Source organism: Serratia sp. N21D137, from assembly GCF_047530005.1.
GTDB lineage: Bacteria > Pseudomonadota > Gammaproteobacteria > Enterobacterales > Enterobacteriaceae > Chania > Chania fonticola_B.
On record NZ_JBLJAJ010000033.1, the window covers coordinates 21601 to 39342 of the forward strand.

At 52.9% G+C, this 17742-nt stretch carries 16 protein-coding genes; 4 read left to right on the forward strand and 12 right to left on the reverse strand.

The window, feature by feature from the left end; genetic code table 11:
- Positions 1-49 precede the first annotated feature (49 nt).
- Positions 50-1714 carry an AsmA family protein gene (locus ACMV5H_RS21220; RefSeq protein ID WP_414822411.1) on the reverse strand — a complete coding sequence of 555 codons (1665 nt, stop codon included), beginning with the start codon at positions 1712-1714 and terminating at the stop codon, positions 50-52.
- Between the two features lie 141 nt (positions 1715-1855).
- A complete protein-coding gene (locus ACMV5H_RS21225) occupies positions 1856-3253 on the reverse strand; it encodes a nucleobase:cation symporter-2 family protein (protein WP_024527836.1) in 1398 nt (465 codons plus the stop codon).
- Positions 3254-3490: 237 nt separating this feature from the next.
- Here ACMV5H_RS21225 and gltS point away from each other — a divergent pair, with 237 nt between their 5' ends.
- Positions 3491-4702, forward strand: coding sequence for a sodium/glutamate symporter (gltS, locus tag ACMV5H_RS21230; RefSeq protein WP_094981549.1), 1212 nt, complete (start codon positions 3491-3493; stop codon positions 4700-4702).
- Positions 4703-4985: 283 nt separating this feature from the next.
- Positions 4986-5585, forward strand: coding sequence for an ester cyclase (locus ACMV5H_RS21235; protein ID WP_059201926.1), 600 nt, complete (start codon positions 4986-4988; stop codon positions 5583-5585).
- A 244-nt stretch (positions 5586-5829) separates the two neighbouring features.
- Here ACMV5H_RS21235 and recG read toward each other — a convergent pair whose 3' ends face one another.
- Genes recG through gmk form a run of 5 tightly spaced genes read right to left on the reverse strand, consistent with a single transcriptional unit; the run spans position 5830 to position 11698 of the window.
- Positions 5830-7911 carry an ATP-dependent DNA helicase RecG gene (gene recG, locus ACMV5H_RS21240; RefSeq protein WP_414822433.1) on the reverse strand — a complete coding sequence of 694 codons (2082 nt, stop codon included), beginning with the start codon at positions 7909-7911 and terminating at the stop codon, positions 5830-5832.
- A complete protein-coding gene (gene trmH / locus ACMV5H_RS21245) occupies positions 7908-8606 on the reverse strand; it encodes a tRNA (guanosine(18)-2'-O)-methyltransferase TrmH (protein ID WP_024482947.1) in 699 nt (232 codons plus the stop codon). Before trmH ends, recG begins: the two co-directional genes overlap by 4 nt.
- A 5-nt stretch (positions 8607-8611) precedes the next feature.
- Positions 8612-10726 (reverse strand): bifunctional GTP diphosphokinase/guanosine-3',5'-bis pyrophosphate 3'-pyrophosphohydrolase, encoded by a 2115-nt coding sequence (gene spoT, locus ACMV5H_RS21250; protein ID WP_024482946.1) that lies wholly within the window; start codon positions 10724-10726, stop codon positions 8612-8614.
- A gap of 18 nt (positions 10727-10744) precedes the next feature.
- Positions 10745-11020 (reverse strand): DNA-directed RNA polymerase subunit omega, encoded by a 276-nt coding sequence (gene rpoZ / locus ACMV5H_RS21255; protein WP_024482945.1) that lies wholly within the window; start codon positions 11018-11020, stop codon positions 10745-10747.
- Positions 11021-11074: 54 nt separating this feature from the next.
- Positions 11075-11698, reverse strand: coding sequence for a guanylate kinase (gmk, locus tag ACMV5H_RS21260; protein WP_024482944.1), 624 nt, complete (start codon positions 11696-11698; stop codon positions 11075-11077).
- Positions 11699-11982: 284 nt separating this feature from the next.
- Here gmk and ligB point away from each other — a divergent pair, with 284 nt between their 5' ends.
- Positions 11983-13707 (forward strand): NAD-dependent DNA ligase LigB, encoded by a 1725-nt coding sequence (gene ligB / locus ACMV5H_RS21265; protein WP_414822412.1) that lies wholly within the window; start codon positions 11983-11985, stop codon positions 13705-13707.
- Here the strand turns inward: ligB and ACMV5H_RS21270 are convergent.
- Positions 13704-14330, reverse strand: a complete 627-nt coding sequence (locus ACMV5H_RS21270) for a trimeric intracellular cation channel family protein (protein WP_414822413.1) — start codon at positions 14328-14330, stop codon at positions 13704-13706. The two genes, ligB and ACMV5H_RS21270, sit on opposite strands and share 4 nt — an antisense overlap.
- Positions 14331-14560: 230 nt before the next feature.
- On the opposite strand from ACMV5H_RS21270, the gene ACMV5H_RS21275 reads away from it, so the two are divergent.
- Complete coding sequence (locus tag ACMV5H_RS21275) at positions 14561-14998, forward strand: DUF3574 domain-containing protein (protein WP_414822414.1); 438 nt, start codon at positions 14561-14563, stop codon at positions 14996-14998.
- A 241-nt stretch (positions 14999-15239) separates the two neighbouring features.
- On the opposite strand, the gene ACMV5H_RS21280 is transcribed toward ACMV5H_RS21275, so the two are convergent.
- The 4 genes from ACMV5H_RS21280 to ACMV5H_RS21295 all read right to left on the reverse strand — a co-directional run bounded on the left by ACMV5H_RS21280 (position 15240) and on the right by ACMV5H_RS21295 (position 17740).
- A complete protein-coding gene (locus ACMV5H_RS21280; protein WP_414822415.1) occupies positions 15240-16106 on the reverse strand; it encodes a hypothetical protein in 867 nt (288 codons plus the stop codon).
- An 81-nt stretch (positions 16107-16187) separates the two neighbouring features.
- Positions 16188-16721: a fimbrial protein gene (locus tag ACMV5H_RS21285; RefSeq protein WP_414822416.1), complete on the reverse strand. Its 534-nt coding sequence runs from the start codon at positions 16719-16721 to the stop codon at positions 16188-16190.
- A 21-nt stretch (positions 16722-16742) separates the two neighbouring features.
- On the reverse strand, positions 16743-17225 hold the full coding sequence (locus ACMV5H_RS21290; RefSeq protein WP_414822417.1) for a fimbrial protein: 483 nt from the start codon (positions 17223-17225) through the stop codon (positions 16743-16745).
- Positions 17222-17740 (reverse strand): fimbrial protein, encoded by a 519-nt coding sequence (locus ACMV5H_RS21295; RefSeq protein ID WP_414822418.1) that lies wholly within the window; start codon positions 17738-17740, stop codon positions 17222-17224. Before ACMV5H_RS21295 ends, ACMV5H_RS21290 begins: the two co-directional genes overlap by 4 nt.
- Positions 17741-17742: the final 2 nt, after the last annotated feature.

Here is a 17742-nt window from a genome sequence, read left to right on the forward strand (position 1 = left end):
AGCTGCGTGAGGTAAAAATCGGGGTTCGGCAATGCCGAGCCCCGATGCTTTATGGCACCTGCTGCTCCAGAGTCTGCCCATCCTTACTGGTAGCCTGCAACTGGCCCTTCAAAGACGCTTTAAACGGCCCATCGCTATTGAGTAATCCCTTTAGCTGCAACTGCAAATTACCATCTCCCTCCAGCGGCACATGCTGCCAACCCCATTGCTGCAAGGTATTCACAGGCACCGAACGCCCGTTAAGGGACAGGGTGAACGGTTTACCAGGCAGTTGGCTGACGTTGGCCTTGGCATCCAACAGGCCATCGGGCATAAAAGCGCTCAGCTCGGTAACGTTGATCTGCTGTGCATCCGCATCCAACGCCAGCGAAGGGCGGCGTACGTCGATCTTGTTAAAGGTGGCACCACCGGCGTTGAGTTTCAGCGAGCCGGACCAAATCCCCCACTGATGGTCACTGGCCAACAGCAGATTGCTGCCGTTTCCATCCAGCGAGGTGAGCTGGAAGGGGAAATCCGGGTTGATATCAATGATCAGGTTACGGTTGGTGCTCATCTTGGCGATGTACACCTCTGCCAGCCAGCTTGGCAACGGCTGTAACCAGAGTTCACGCCAGTTGCTGGGCAAGGTGTACTCCAGCGCAGAAACTGCCACCTCGTCGAGTTGCAGGCGCTTATTGGCGCGCAGCCAGTTGCCGGTGGTCCGCAGCAATCCACCTTCCCAGCGGGTGCTGAACTGGCCAATGGCAATGCCCGCTGGCGAGAGTTGCATATCCATAATCGGATCGATGAGATGGAAGTTACCATTGATTAGGTCGTCGGCGGTGAAATTGATCGCGCCATCCTGACTACTCCAATCCCCCTGTTGGAAGGTGATATTTTGCATCGACAAATCGAGGTCGTTCGCCGCCCAGGCGTTACCTTCCAGGCGGGCGTTAATCAGATCAAAGCGTTTCAATGTAATGGGTGGCAACGCCGTGAAGCGGCTCCAGAACTGTTCTAGCGTCATGGGTACTTGTAGGCGGACGTTGCTTAGCCGCAACCGTTCAACCAACCAACTGCCATCGGCAGCTCGGCTGGCTACCCCGGTCAGGTCACCCTGTGCCAGATCGGCACCAAAGTCGCTCAATATCAGCTGGTTTTGTTTGATTTCGCCCTGGATCAACACCTGTGAGGCCGGAATACCGTTGACCACCATCGAACCGGCGCTGAACTGGAACTGATTGTTATCCCCGAGCAAATGACCTGCCGTTGGTTGCCACGGGTTTATCCCGGCATTGACCTTCTGCGCGTTAAGCTGCCAGCTCTCATCGTTAGATTGCAGTGCCATATTGCTCAGTTGCAGCACATCGGCCTGTATTGGCAGCGGTGCGCCCTGCAAAGGCTGAACGTTTAGGGTACCGTCGCGTAGCGTGATGCTATCGAAATAGCGTGGCTCGGTAATTTGCCGCAGGCTGAAAGCCATATCCACCTGCTTGGCCGCCAAGAGTTGCGGTTGGTTGGCACGGGCGAGGGTTACGCCCTCCAGGCTGAGCTGTCCTGGTTTGCTCCACGAATGCGTTATTTTTTCTACCGACAGCTGGTAATCACCACGATCGCTGATCCAGTGACTCAACCAGCCTGCGGCCCAGCGGGTTTGCCCCACGACGTAGAGCAGCACAATGGCCAGCACTATCAGCAGCAGCAACGTGATCAATAGTTTTCCGATAAATTTCATCGTGTGGATCCGTAGCGGACAGAAAAGATACCCTGTTTATGCCGCAAATAGCCTTCCAGCTCAAGGGCAATGGCCTGAAAGACAATAAAAAAACGGCCAGTAGCGGTTTGCCAATGGCCGTTGGTTTGCTGCGGGGAGCGCTTATTTTTCTTCTGGTGGGAACAGCAGGTTCAGCACAATGGCGGTGATCCCACCGGCAGCGATACCGGAAGAAAGCAGGGTTTTCAGCCAGTCCGGTGCAAACTGCAAGATCAGCGGCTGTTGGGAAACCCCCATACCGACGGCCAGCGACAGCGCCATAATCATGATGGCGCGGCGGTTTAGCTTCTCGCGGGAAACGATACGCACGCCGGAGGCTGCAATAGTACCGAACATCACGATGGTCGCGCCGCCCAGCACCGGTTCAGGAATATGCTGCACAAAACCGGCAACGGCCGGGAACAGCCCCAGCAGGATCAGCATCAGTGCTACCACAAAACCGACGTAGCGGCTGGCAACGCCGGTCAGCTGGATCACCCCGTTGTTCTGGCCAAAGCAGGAGTTCGGGAAGGTGTTGAATACCGCAGACAGCATTGAGTTCAGGCCGTTGGCCAGCACCCCGCCTTTCAGGCGCTTCATATATAGCGGGCCACTGACCGGCTGTTCAGAAACGTCGGAGGTGGCGGTGATATCGCCGATGGTTTCTAGCGAAGTGACCATAAAGATCAGCATCAGCGGCAATAACAGGTTCCAGTCAAAACCCAGGCCGTAATACAGCGGGGTAGGAACGGTGATCAAGGTCGTTTGGGTAGCCGGTTCGGTTTCCGGCAGCATACCCATCGCCCAAGCCAGCAGATAACCTATGGCCATGGCGATCACCAACGAAGCGACGCGCAGGTAAGGGTTACGTTGGCGGTTAAGTAGAATAATCACCACCAGCACCGCGCCTGCCAGCAGCAGATTCTTGGGCGCGCCGAAGGTGTGATCGCCCATCGCCGCATAGCCACCACCGATAGAGGTCAGCCCGACCTGGATCAGCGACAGGCCGATAATCATCACCACAATGCCGGAGACCAGCGGGGTAATGATGCGGCGCGCCAGGTGCAGCACGCGTGACAGTAGGATTTCGGTACAAGAAGCCACCATCAATGTGCCGAACAGTGCGGCCATCATGGTGGGCACGTCTGCACCGCCGTTTTTCAGCGCCAGCCCGCCCATAATCAGCGGTGAGACAAAGTTGAAGCTGGTGCCCTGAATGGACAGCAGGCCAGACCCCACCGGGCCCCAGGTTTTGATTTGCAGTATCGAGGCCAAACCGGAAGCGAACAGCGACATGCTGATGATGTGTTGCGTATCCTGCGCTGGCAGGCCAAGCGCTTGGCAGATCAACAGGGCCGGGGTGATCACGGCAACAAACATCGCCAGCAAGTGCTGACTGGCGGCAAACAGCGTTTGCGGCAGTGGAGGGCGGTCTTCCAGGCGGTAAATCAGTTCACTATTGTGTGAAACGGGGGCTGATGCTTTTTGCGCGGCATCAAGCTCGGCGGTTTGGCTGGACATGGTGTGGCTTTCCCAAAGGCGGCAAAGAAGGCATTTTAATGATCTGTCTCACAAAAGCAAACGGTTGCGCATTAATATTTTTTACGATGCTGAACCCATTAATGTCGCATTTTCGTTCATTTTTTCTTGTGTTATTAGCCGTTTTTACTTTTAATCCCCCCTTCATCAAGTTAAAAAACTGAGTAAATTTTATAACTTATTAATTTATTGGATTTAATCACTACACGGAGTAGCTAGATGTTTCATCTCGATACTTACGGCACGTTAGTTGCCGCTACGCTGGTCCTGCTGCTTGGGGGCAAATGCGTACGCTCCATTCCTCTGCTGAGAAAATATACTATTCCTGCTCCTGTTGCCGGTGGTTTACTGGTGGCGCTCCTGCTCTTGGTTTTGAAGAAAACGGTGAACTGGGAAGTCGGCTTTGATATGTCGCTGAAAGACCCATTAATGCTGGCCTTCTTTGCCACTATCGGCCTGAATGCCAACCTGGCGCGCCTGCGGGCGGGGGGCAAGGCACTGGTCGTGTTCCTGTTCGTGGTGCTGGGTCTGCTGTTGGTACAGAATGCCATCGGTATCGGCATGGCGAAAATGCTGGGCCTGGATCCGTTAATGGGGCTGATTGCGGGCTCGATTACGCTTTCTGGTGGGCATGGCACCGGGGCGGCCTGGAGCAAGGTGTTCATCGAGCGCTATGGGTTTGAAAATGCCACCGAAGTGGCCATGGCCTGTGCCACCTTTGGTCTGGTGCTGGGTGGCCTGATTGGTGGCCCGGTAGCCCGCTATCTGGTGAAACACTCCTCAACGCCGGAAGGCACACCGGATGACAGCGTGCAGCCGAGCGGCTTTGAGAAGCCGGAAAGTGGCCGCCTGATCACCTCGCTGGTGATGATCGAAACCATCGCTATGATCGCCATCTGCCTGAGCCTCGGTAACTTTATTGCCGGGTTATTGAATGGCACAGCCTTCGAGCTGCCGACTTTTGTCTGCGTGCTGTTTGTTGGCGTGATCCTCAGCAACACCCTGTCGGCAACGGGCTTCTACCAGGTGTTTGAGCGTGCGGTCTCCGTACTGGGTAACGTGAGCCTGTCGCTGTTCCTGGCGATGGCGTTGATGAGCCTGCGCCTGTGGGAGCTGGCTTCGCTGGCCTTGCCAATGCTGGCTATCCTGGCGGTGCAGACGCTGGTTATGGCGTTGTATGCCATCTTCGTGACCTATCGCGTGATGGGGAAAAACTACGATGCTGCCGTGCTGGCTGCGGGGCACTGCGGTTTTGGCATGGGGGCGACGCCAACGGCCATTGCCAACATGCAGGCGATCACCGATCGTTTCGGCCCTTCGCATCTGGCATTTTTGGTGGTGCCGATGGTGGGCGCGTTCTTTATCGATATCGCTAACGCCATCGTGATCAAGCTGTACCTGATGTTGCCGGTGTTCCCGGCGATCGGCTGAATCATCAAGCAGTGGCAGCCCCTCTTCAGGGGCTGTTTTTTATGCGTGCCTCGAACAGCTTTAGAAATTGAGCCTGTGTTCTGCCTACGATGTATACCTTCAATAGCGTTAACCCCACTGCTTATTTAGCCATTTCTCCGTTTGAATATCCCTTCATTATTTTTGAATGACTCAAGCAAATTTACTTGGTAATTTTTTTGTATCGTCTGCTCTACTATATAAATTCAAAAGGAAGTTATCGTATATATAGAGTTAAATAATAAGGAAGATGGAAGGTACCTTTATGAAAAATGAACATCATGTATTAAAAGCAAGCATTGCCTCTCTGTTTATATTAAGCCTTGCCGTGAGTGCAGCAGCAAATAAACCTGATGATTTCTCTTCAATGTCCGATTCCCATGCTGAACAACGCATCAATAAGAGTTTGGAGGAGTTTAAAGCAGAAAGGAAAACTGTCGAAAAAAATCTGCAAAACTTTGATGATCTGGACTTTAATGTCTACAGCCATCAAAAGTGGGATGAAATGCACAGAAGTCATGCAGAGGATATCATTGTTCATTATCCAGATGGCTCGGTGACCCACAATCTAAAAGAACACTTAGAGAAATCCAAGAAGATTTTCGCTTTTGCCCCTGACACCGAGAACCCTATACACCATATACGTATCGGCCAGGATAAGTACACGGCGGTCACCGGCGTATGGCGAGGAACGTTCACCAAACCAATGATACTGTCAGACGGTACGGTTATCCAACCCACAGGTAAACGTTTTGAGATAGAGATGGCCACCATAGGCCGTTGGAATGACAAAGGCACCATGGATGAAGAGTGGCTGTTCTATGACGATTACACCTTTATGAAGCAATTAGGGTTGTTGAAATAATATGTAGAGTCACCTTTAATTATTAATATTACAAAAGCTGGTGCTCCTGATGGGGCACTCTTTTGTATGTTAGTTAAGATTACAAGGGGGACAATTTCTGTATTGATCCAATAATAATATTATTGTTCGTTTTTTGAATATAATGGCTAGACATAACAATAAAGACAAGTTTGGCGTAGGGTAATTCTCCATTTTTCCAAGCGGGCTCCGGTATAGGCCCCCTCTTTCATTAGGGGGAAGATGCTTAAGCGTTTGAGTAGCGAGCCGTTTCTGGTAACCAGCGCTCAATTAAGGCATGTGCATGCTGCGGATACTGCTGGTGAATATGGCGTGCTACGCGCTGGACTTCGGGGATCATGGCCTGATCGCGTAACAAATCGGCCACTTTAAACTCTGCACTGCCGGTTTGGCGCGTTCCCAATAGCTCACCCGGCCCACGCATCTCCAAATCTTGCTGGGCAATAACAAAGCCGTCGTTACTGTCGCGCAGCACCTGCAGGCGTTTTTGGGCGGTTTTGCTGAGCGGGGTTTTATACAGCAGCACGCAGTGAGAGGCTACCGCACCACGGCCAACCCGGCCACGCAACTGGTGCAGCTGGGCCAAGCCAAGCCGCTCCGGGTTTTCGATGATCATCAGGCTGGCGTTTGGTACATCAACGCCCACTTCAATCACCGTGGTGGCTACCAGCAATTGCAGTTCGCCCTGTTTGAAGGCCTGCATCACCGCCTGTTTCTCCGCTGACTTCATGCGGCCATGCACCAGCGCCACCTTCAGTTCCGGCAGCGCAATCTTCAATTCCTCCCAGGTTGCTTCTGCGGCCTGGGCTTCCAGTAAATCAGACTCTTCGATCAGCGTGCAGACCCAATAGGCTTGGCGACCTTCTTCGATACAGGCGCTTTTTACCCGCTGGATGATATCGGCCCGGCGCGTATCGGGGATTGCCACGGTTGTCACCGGCGTACGGCCCGGCGGCAATTCATCGATCACCGAGGTGTCCAGATCGGCGTAGGCGGTCATCGCCAGCGTACGTGGGATTGGCGTGGCGGTCATGATCAACTGATGAGCATGGAACCCTTGTTCTTCGCCTTTCTCCCACAGCGCCAGCCGCTGATGCACACCAAAGCGGTGTTGTTCATCGATAATCACCAGGGCCAGGCCATTAAACTGCACCTGCTCCTGGAAAATGGCGTGCGTCCCTACCACCATCGACACCTGGCCGCTGGCAATGGCTTCCTGTTGGGCGAGGCGTGCTTTGCCCTTTTGCTTGCCAGCCAACCAACCAACCTCAATCCCCAAGGGTTCAAACCACTGGCGGAAGTTATTGGCGTGTTGTTCGGCGAGTAATTCGGTGGGGGCCATCAGCGCCACCTGTTTGCCGTGAGCAATGACGCGTAGTGCGGCCAGGGCAGCAACCAGAGTTTTACCTGAACCGACGTCGCCCTGTACCAGGCGCATCATCGGGAAACCTTTTTGCAAATCCGCTTCAATATCTGCCACAACCCGCGTTTGCGCACCGGTAGGTGAGAAGGGGAGCTGGGCCAGGAAACTGTTTTTCAGCCGATCGTCAGGTGTTAGCGATAATGCCCGATAGCTTTGTGCTCCGGCGCGGACGGCCAACATGCTGAGGTTATGCGCCAGCAGCTCTTCAAGGATCAGGCGTTTCTGTGCCGGGTGCTTACCCTGTTCCAAATCAGCCAGTTGGATATCCGGCGGTGGACGGTGCAGCATATGCAGCGCCTGTGGCAGGCTCATCAAACCGCCGCTTAATTCTGGTGGCAGCAGCTCGGCAATCGCACAGGTATCCAGCAATTCCAGCGCCTGATCGGTCAACTTGCGCAGCGTGGCTTGGCGGATCCCTTCGGTGGTGGGATACACCGGCGTCAGGGCTTCTTGTAGCTCGACCTCACTGTTTTCCCCCTGGACACGGTATTCCGGGTGGATAATTTCTGCGCCGTGGGTGCCGCGTTTGATTTCGCCATAGGCCGTTACGTGGCGGCCGGTTGCCAGGCTGTTCTTCATCGCCGCGTTGAAGTTGAAGAAGCGCATAGTCAGGATGCCGGTGCCGTCGCTGATCTGGCAGGTGAGCATGCGGCGGCGGCCAAAACTGATATCGCTGCGCAGCACTTCCCCTTCCACCGTGGCAAAAATGCCCGGCAGCAGATCGTTGATTGGGTAGAGGCGGGTGCGGTCTTCGTAACGTAACGGGAGGTGCAGCAGCAGATCCTGGATGGTATTCAGGCCAATTTTGGCCAGTTTTCCCGCTTGGCTGGCTCCAACCCCGGAAAGAGTAGTGAGTGGGACGGCATCCAGCAGGCGGCCTTTCATCGGCGTACCGTCGTTGCCTGCATGGCTGCCCACCATTCGGCGTCGGCAACCACTTGGCCTTGATCGTCAATCTGCGGGCGCGGCAGCTTTTTGCGCTTGGCCACGTTGGCTAACACCGGATAGCCGCCTTCAAACAGCAGGCGTTGCTGTTCCTGCTCATCTAACGCGCTGAGATCGCGGCGATACATACCGGCGTTTTGCCGCTGGCGTTGGGCCTCATACAGGATCAGAGCCGCAGCGACAGAGACGTTCAGCGACTGCACCATACCGATCATCGGAATGATAATGTCCTGATCGGCCAGGGCTAGCGCTTCTTCGGTGATGCCGGTTTTTTCCTGCCCCAGCAGTATGCAGGTAGGGCGGGTATAGTCTATTTCGCGAAAATCGACGGCGCGGGCAGAAAGGTGAGTTGCCAGGATCTGCATCCCTTGGCCTTTCAGATGCGTGACCGCATCGGCGATGGTGGGGTGGGTTTTGACACTCACCCAGCTATTGCTGCCCGCAGCGGAGGAGACCAGGGTACGCATCCGCGGGGTAGGCCACACGGCATGCACCTGATGTACGCCGACGGCATCGGCGGTACGGATAATCGCGGAGACGTTATGCGGTTTGTGAACCTGTTCCAGGCAGACCGTCAGATCGGGCTGCCGGGTGGCCAGCATTTCACAAATCCGCGCATAGCGTTCGGGGCTCATAGGCGCTAGTTTCGGTTACGGTTAACTTTAATCACATCCGGCATGATACGGATCTTACGCATAATATTTGCCAAGTGGATGCGATCGCGGGTGGTCAGGCGGATAAAGGCGCTGTAGACCCGGCCATCTTTCTCTTCGGTATTCAGGCTTTGAATATTCGATTCGGCCGCGTTAATCGCCGCCGTGAGGTTGGCCAACGCACCCTGATGGTTGAACATGTCCACTTTGATTTCCGCAATGAACTCCTGCTCGGTTTCCATATCCCACTCGACCGCCATGAATTTCTCTGGCTCTTTCTGGTAGCCGCGGATATTACGACAGGATTCATGGTGAACCACCAGGCCCTTGCCCGGGCTGACATGGGCAATAATCGGGTCGCCTGGAATTGGGCGGCAACACTTGGCAAAGGTGATCAGGACGCCATCGGCGCCTTTGATAGCCAGGTTGCGCACGCCGTTCGAGGAGCCCAGGCTGGACTGATCGCCCTGCAGGTTCTTCGCGACTACCACGCTCATGGCGTTACCGAGGCCGATTTCTGCCAGCAGATCGTCCAGCGTGGCCAGCTTCATGCGATCCAGCTCATGCTGGATATTCTCTGGCGGCACTTCCGAAAGTTTGCGGCTGCCCCCGAGTGCATGGTTGAGCAAACGGCGGCCGAGGCTGACGGAATCATCGCGCTTGAGGTTTTTCAACATCTGGCGGATCTTGGCGCGGGCTTTGGAGCTCACCACAAAGTTCAGCCAGGCGGCATTTGGCCGGGCACCCGGAGCGGTGATGATCTCTACCGTCTGGCCACTGGCTAAAGCTTGTGACAACGGATGCGGCTGGCGATCGACACGTGCGCCAACGCAGGCGTGGCCGATATCGGTATGCACGGCGTAGGCAAAGTCGACCGGTGTAGCGCCGGCTGGCAGTTCGACAATACGGCCTTCCGGGGTGAAAACGTAAATCTCATCGGGGAACAGATCGGATTTTACGCTTTCAATAAATTCAAATGAGCTACCGGCGCTTTGTTGCAGCTCCAGCAGGCTCTGCATCCAGCGCTGGGCGCGGATCTGTGCGGTGGTGCCGCCGGTTTCGCCCTGTTCCTTTTCTTTATAGGCCCAGTGCGCGGCGACCCCCATTTCGGCCATCTGATCCATATCTTCGGTACGGATCTGTACCTCAACTGGCACGCCGTGCGGGCCGATCAGTGAGGTATGCAGCGATTGATAGCCGTTGGCCTTGGGAATGGCGATATAGTCTTTTACCCGGCCCGGGCGCGGCTTATACAGGCTGTGTGCCTGGCCCAGCACCCGGTAGCAGGTATCCACTTCTTTGACGATCACCCGGAACGCGTAAATATCCATGATGGAATGGAAGCGCTGTTCTTTCAGGTGCATCTTGCAGTAGATGGAGTAGAGGTGCTTTTCCCGCCCGCTGACGCGGCAGGGGATACCCGCTTCGGTCAAACGACCTTCGATCTCGGAGAGGATTTTCTGGATCATCTCCTTACGGTTACCGCGCGCGGCTTTCACCACTTCTTTGATGACGCGGTAGCGGTTCGGGTAAAGCGCTTCAAAACCCAGCTCTTCCAGCTCGGTTTTCAGATGATGAATACCCAGGCGATGGGCCAATGGGCTATAGATTTCCAGGGTTTCACGGGCGATACGCCGCCGTTTGTCTGGGCGCAGCGAGCCAAGCGTTCGCATATTGTGGGTGCGGTCCGCCAGCTTGATCAGCACGACGCGGATATCCTGCACCATCGCCATGATCATCTTGCGGAAGTTCTCCGCCTGCGCTTCTTTCTTATCCTGGAATTTTAATTTGTCTAGCTTGGATACGCCCTCAACCAGTTCGGCAACGCTTTTGCCAAACAGCTGTTCCATATCCTGATAGGTGGCCGGGGTGTCTTCGATGACGTCGTGCAGCAGGGCTGCCATCAGCGTCTCATGATCGAGACGCATTTCCGCCAGAATACAGGCCACGGCGACCGGGTGAGTAATGTAGGGCTCACCACTGGAGCGTGTCTGTCCCTCGTGAGCATCACGTGCGACGAGGTATGCCTGTTTGAGGCGCTTAATCTGCTCCTCAGGCAAGTAACGTTGAATCAGCAGATTCAGGCTTTCAAACAGGTACAAGGCAGACTCACAGTCTAATTAACGACGACCTTCAGCAATCGCGGTAACCGCCTGGATCTCTGCGGCTTCCTGCTCTTGCTGCTCCTGGCGCTCACGAACATCGAGGATCTGGCTGTTGATCAGGCCTTCTTCGATTTCGCGCAGAGCGATAACGGTGTACTTATCATTCTCTTCAGGTACCAGTGCATCCTTACCACCGGTCTGGATTTGACGTGCCCGACGAGCAGCGACCAACACCAGGTCAAAACGGTTACCAATTTTCTCTACAGCGTCTTGAACAGTTACACGTGCCATATTTGTGCTACTCCACAGGTGACGAAAAGACTGGGCATAATACTGAAACTGTCTTCAGTCTGCCAATAGTTTGCTGATTAAAGCATCATGCCGCAGCATTTGACGGCCCAAACGCAAGCGTTCGGCGCGAATAATGGTCTTCAGATCGGACAGGGCCAGATCGAAATCGTCATTCACGATTAAATAATCATACTCCGCGAAGTGCGTCATCTCCGCGACGGCCTGCGCCATGCGCTTGGCGATCACGTCATCCGCATCTTGCCCACGGCCACGCAGGCGGCGGCCAAGCTCTTCCTTCGACGGCGGCAGAATAAAGATGCTGCGCGCCTGGGGCATTTTGGCACGGATCTGCTGTGCGCCCTGCCAGTCGATATCCAGGAAGACGTCAACGCCGGTCGACAGTACCTGCTCGATGGCCGCGCGGGACGTGCCGTAATAGTTGCCGAACACTTCTGCGTGCTCAAGAAACGCATCCTGCTCAATCATCCGGCGGAATTCGTCTTTGGAGACGAAAAAGTAGTGCTCGCCGTGATTTTCACCCGGGCGGCTATCGCGCGTGGTGTGTGAAACCGAAACCTGCGTATCGTACAGCGGTTGCGTCTTTAACAAAGCCTGAATCAGACTTGATTTCCCTGCGCCACTTGGGGCAGAGACAATATAAAGCGTGCCTTGAGCCATGATGATGTTCGTTGCTAGCGGTTGATGAGTCAGTGACAGCGGATGTGTAAATTCTCCGCACAGTATACACGGCTAACGGGCGGTATGCAGCGTTAGCTCGCATTTTGGCCGTCGCTTTCTGCTAAAAACAGCGTGAAAAAGTCAATTTGCACGGCGGATCTGGAAATTTTTGCCGTTTTCAGCAAATACGCATTCCTTTTGGGAAGCGTTTCACACCTCCGGTTTTTGACGTTAGCCAGCAAAGGCGATTGAGTATTTACTGCCGGGAAGCAAGGAGGTACTCAATGTGGAGAGGTATTTATCGGGCGCTGGTGTTGGTTGGAATGCTGTGTAGCTCGGCATGGGCTGGAGATTGTCCAGTGTGGTCGCCAGAGCGCTTACAGGTGGAAATTTCTGCGCTGGATGATCAGCTCGGGCGCTGGGATGAGGCTTATTATCGCCTGGGCAACAGCCCGATCGACGATGAGCTCTACGACAGCCTGCTGCAGCAACTGCAAGATTGGCGGCGTTGTGTCGGTGTAGCAGAAGACTGTACGCGGCCATTGCCAGCGGGCAAAGTACCGCATCCGGTGGCGCACACCGGATTGCGTAAACTGCGCAACTCGCGTGCCATAGAACAATGGATGCAGGGCCGCCACGATCTGTGGGTGCAACCCAAGGTTGATGGTGTGGCGGTCACTTTGGTCTACCGGCAAGGCGTATTGGTGAACGCCATTAGCCGGGGAGATGGGCAGAAGGGTGAAAACTGGCTGGAAAAGGTCAAGGCGATCCCCGCTATCCCCAACGTTTTACCGGAGGTTACGGCCAATTTGGTACTGCAAGGGGAGCTGTTCCTGATGGTGAACGATCATCACCAGCAAACCCAAGGGGGCATCAACGCCCGCTCCAAGGTTGCCGGGATGCTGATGCGTAATCCGCGCACTGCGCAACTTGAGCAGCTTGGCCTGTTCGTCTGGGCGTGGCCCGATGGCTCGCCAACCATGGCCGAGCGCTTGCAACAGCTTGCCGCCATGGGTTTTACGCTGCCGCAGCAATATTCACAACCGGTCACCACGTTGGCGGAGGTGGAGCAGTGGCGGGCAGCTTGGTACAGCGGCCCTTTGCCGTTTGTCACCGATGGCGTGGTGATCCACCAAGGGCAAGAACCTCGGGGGCGCTACTGGCAGGCCAAACCCAATGACTGTGCGGTTGCCTGGAAATATACCCCGGTCCAGCAAGTGGCCAGAGTCACGGATGTTGAGTTTGCCATTGGCCGCACCGGAAAAATTGCCGTGATGCTACGCCTGGATCCGGTGCGTATGGACGATAAATGGATCCGGCGGGTTAACGTGGGCTCGCTGGCCCTGTGGCAAAAATGGGACATCGTGCCAGGCGATCATATTGCGATTAGCCTGATGGGGCATGGCATCCCGCATTTGAAACAGGTGGTCTGGCGTGAGGTTGCCAGGGCAACACCCATTGCGCCAAAACCGGAGAATTATCATGCGCTGAGCTGCTTTACCTTGCAGCCCGGATGCCGCCAGCAGTTTCTGGCGCGGCTGGTTTGGTTGAGCAGTGCCAATGGGCTGAACATCATCGGGTTGAATAAAGCTGGCTGGCAGGTGCTGGTCGATCAGGGATTGGTGAATAACCTGCTGGATTGGATGGAATTAACCCCGGAACAGCTCAGCGCGGTGCCCAGCTTGGGGGCAAAGCGTGCACAGGCCCTTTATCGCCAATTTCGTCTGGCGCAGCGGCAACCTTTCGAGCGTTGGCCGATCGCCCTCGGCGTGCCAATTTCGTCATCACAGCTGGCAACGCTACAAAATTGGCCGCAGGTACAACAGATGACGTTGGCACAGTGGCAGGAACTTGCTGGCTTGGGTGCGCAAAAAGCCAGAAAAGTGCAGGAATTTGTGCAACACCCTGCCTTTCTGGCACTGGTTCAAATCTTGCAGCAGCACCATATCAGCGGCTTCGATGCGGTTCCCAATCGTGCCGAACCGCTTGGCGATGCGTTAGTGAATTAATGATCGGGATGCTGATAGTTAAACACCGGCAAGCCAAGGCGAAAGCGCAGTGCGATCAGACGAGCGCTGAGGCCAGCAACCAGGGTAATAATTATCACCATGTTATGCGGCAAGTTAAGGTATTGCAGGCCGATATACAGCCAGGCAGCGGCAAAAGCGATGCCTGCATAGATTTCCTTCTGGAAAACCAGCGGGATACGGTTGCAGAACATATCGCGCAGCACCCCGCCGAAAACGCCGGTGATCACGGCGGCAATGGCTGCGATCAGTGGGGCATGGCCCATATCCAAAGCCACCTGCGCGCCGATGATCGAAAATACGATCAGCCCAATGGCGTCCAACACCAGGAACAGATGGCGCAGGTGGCGCAGGTGGCGCATCAGCGGAGCCATCCAGGTGGTGATAATTGCCGCTATGGCTATGATAACAATATACTCAGGGTGTTTAACCCAGCTCAGCGGGAAGTGCCCAAGCAGCATATCACGCACCGAGCCCCCGCCAATGGCGGTAGCGGAGGCGATAAAAATCACGCCAAACAAATCCATTTGGCGGCGGCCTGCGGCTAACGCGCCGGTCATGGCTTCTGCGGTGATGCCGATGATATAAAGAATGCTCAGTAACATAGGGAATTCACAGGGTCGGAGGGCTAGAGTGTCAACGCCGGAGGGTAACGAGCCTGGTGGCAACGCACCACTGAGTTTTTTGTTGGTGTCGCTTTCGAATTACTTTACCTAATGCTAAATAGGTGATTTTTGCTTACTACTAGTCTCTAGTGCTACTTGTGATTTTTACAGCACATTAGAAATTTATCGTTAGTGTCTGTTGATGATTATTTAAGGAATATGAAAGCGAGATGAAAAACACCCCGATATTGGCAGTCGCCGTCGCCATAACCTTGCTGTTGAGCGGCTGCGTAGCGCCAGTGCAACAGGCGTCACCGTTAAAACCAGAAGCAACGTGCAGCATCGGCGAGCCGATGACTCAAACCACGCTCTATTTTGGTTTGAATCGCCCGGCAGGGCCGGTAATTACGGCGGTTGAATGGCAGACCTTTGTCGATCAGCAGGTAACCCCGCGTTTTAAAGATGGGTTATCGGTCTTTGATGCCAAAGGGCAATGGCTGGGGAACGATGGCAAGCTGGCACGGGAAAACAGCAAGGCGTTGATGTTGATCCATAGCCCTGATGCGGGCAGTGAGCAAAACATTGAGGAGCTGCGCACTCACTATAAACAACAGTTTGCCCAAGACTCGGTGATGCGTGTCGATGCGCCGGTGTGCGTCGCGTTTTAATCAACACCTGGCTTGCCGCGACGGCAACAAGCATGCTTATTGTTCTAAAAAATGGTTGTTGAGCAGACAATAAAGTCTGCCACAGCAACCTGTAAGTGTGGTAAAGGTTTTCTCTATATATCGAAAAGATAACTGACAATCAGGCCGGCCCGACGATTAGCTTGATTCCAGAAACCTCCGAAGTTGATAAGCATAGAGATTGTGCAATCTGTCAGTCTTTCATGTTTTAAAATTTCGGTTGTCAATCATAAGTGATATTAACAACCAGCGACCCGCTAAACAGCCCACCTTTAAGAGCATTGGTGGAACGTAAGGTTGCCTTGACCACCAGACTGCGTGAAGTATTATTCTCAATATAATAGCTGGATTGTACATCTGCGGGCACATCATTAAATTCCATCAAAGCACGAAGGGAGCCGTCCGGCCTGAGTAAAATACCAGTGCTATTATCATAGCTAACGGAAGAAACGTGCGCGAAGCCATTACCATTAGTACAGCTAATATCAATCGTGGCACTCTTTGTTGCCCCATTTACAGAATTATAGAGAACTTCACCAAAATCTATCGTCGCATTTGTACTTGCGGCCTTACAGCTCAGATTCGGTGACTCATCTATCATGTCAACCTTGTCAAATATATAATAATCAACATTATTACTACTTGTGCCGCCCGTTAAGGGTAATCCACCTACATACAAAAAGGGGCTATGGACAAATACATAACTTGACCCGCTCCTTCTAAAGCAGCCAGCATTAAACATTTTGCTACCAACTTTGGTGTAGGCAATATTCCTCAATTCCGCTTTGGTCATTCTATACTTTTGACCCCAGATCAACCCCGAAGAATCGACACCGTTTTTTACACTGCAAGAAGCTTCCACCATGCAAGTTTCGAGGGCGGGGTTTTTGTTTGCGTCACAAGCAGCTACAACACTAGGTGGTGCGGCAGCAGTCCATTCGATTGCACGAATAGTCATCATACCCGCACTATCTGGTGAAGTTACGAAAAGACGACCAACGGAAACCGTTTCAGCCAAACTTGCAGGGGATAAAACAAGAAGGAATGGGATTAAAAAAAAACGTCCCATATTCATAATTTTATTTATCATGATAAAATACTCCTGAATAAGTATTACTATTGTTCTTCCTGAACATCTTAGGGCTGTAAACATTATTTAATAAAATGATGACTATTCATAAACTAGACTAAAGCTGAGTGTGGCATTAAAAACACCACGGCTGATAGTCTTATTGGCTATCGCATCAGGCTCACCACGGACGAAAGCGTTAAGTTTTATATCCATAGTGCCCGGGTTTATTTCAATATCCATATTAGTGCCATTGTTAATGCTTATCGGAGCGCCGTCACTAGCATTCTCAAGGCCAATGGCTAATCCTGAATCCATACCACCGGAACTCACCGACAAATAACCTGGTAGAGCGGCATTTCCTGCTCCGGTAAAAGAAACTCGAATCATTTTTGCTAGCGATGTATCACAATTCTGCAAATGAATAGTAATCGTCTGACTCTTCACCCTTTCGTGAGCATAAAGATATTTATCGATGATTTCACCAAAATCTAAAGGTATACTTTCATCACCCGGTGAAAGCACGCAGGGTTGTCTAACCAGTTCCCCAGAAAATTTAAGATTTTCCGCCGCATACCCGCCAGATGAAATAAATATGAGGCACAGCATCAAATTTCTGAATAGTCCAACACTCATTGATTCATCTCCCTAATATTGTTACTGATACTGAACTGTTAACGTTGCAGACGCAGTAAACTTCCCCTCGGAGAGAGTCACACCATATTCACTCAGCGGGACAGCTTCAAGCTTCGGCCTACGCATGGGGTCAATTAAAATCGGCTGAGAAAATACAATGGGTTCACCATCACTATATATTTTTATGCCAAGTCCGTTAATCGTGCTCTGAATTGTCCCAGGTGAAAAGGAAGCGACAGAACTAGACGATAATGTCATACTCATGGTCCAAGGCGGAGAATCTATACAGTCTAATATGAAATTAATTTCCTTACGATAACTGTCACCATCAATTTTATTAATGCCGACCTTATCAAATGAAACGTTAATATCTTGCCCGCCGTTAACTATACAAGGAGGGGGTTCAATAAGCGTTCCTTTAAATACCATATCAACTGCACAGGCATCAGACACGGTAAAACCAACTAATGCGCTTATAAGTATCTGCTGCCATCTGTTACTCATTGATAATATACCTGCATGATCGCTGTCGCGGAAAAAACTTGTCCTTTGAGTGTTGCCCCTGGTCGTTTTACCAAAGTAGCGTAAAGCTGAGGTAATACGGGATAGCTAAAGCTAAGGAATGAATTCACCGGGAAAGCCGTGGTGCCATCGGTTAAAGCTATCCCCAGATCGGTAACGGTGGTCTGCAGATTACCATCTCCAAACCCTGCTACTGTTCCTACAACTTTTAACATCATCGAATTGGTATATTGTGCTGAGCAATTTATGGTGTAACTCACAGGCATTCGGTACTGAGAGCCATCAATGTGGTTAATCATGACATTGTTGCCAAAATCAACCGAGATAACACCTTTATCTCCTGTACCCATAATGACGCAGGGGGCAGGTTCCAAAATTCTTCCCTGGATATTTACGGTAATATTTTGCGGGGCAGGGGCCGCCCGCGACAAAGTGCTGTATCCGATAACCAGGACGAAGACCTGATAAATTACAGTGAGACGAATCATAGATTTCATAT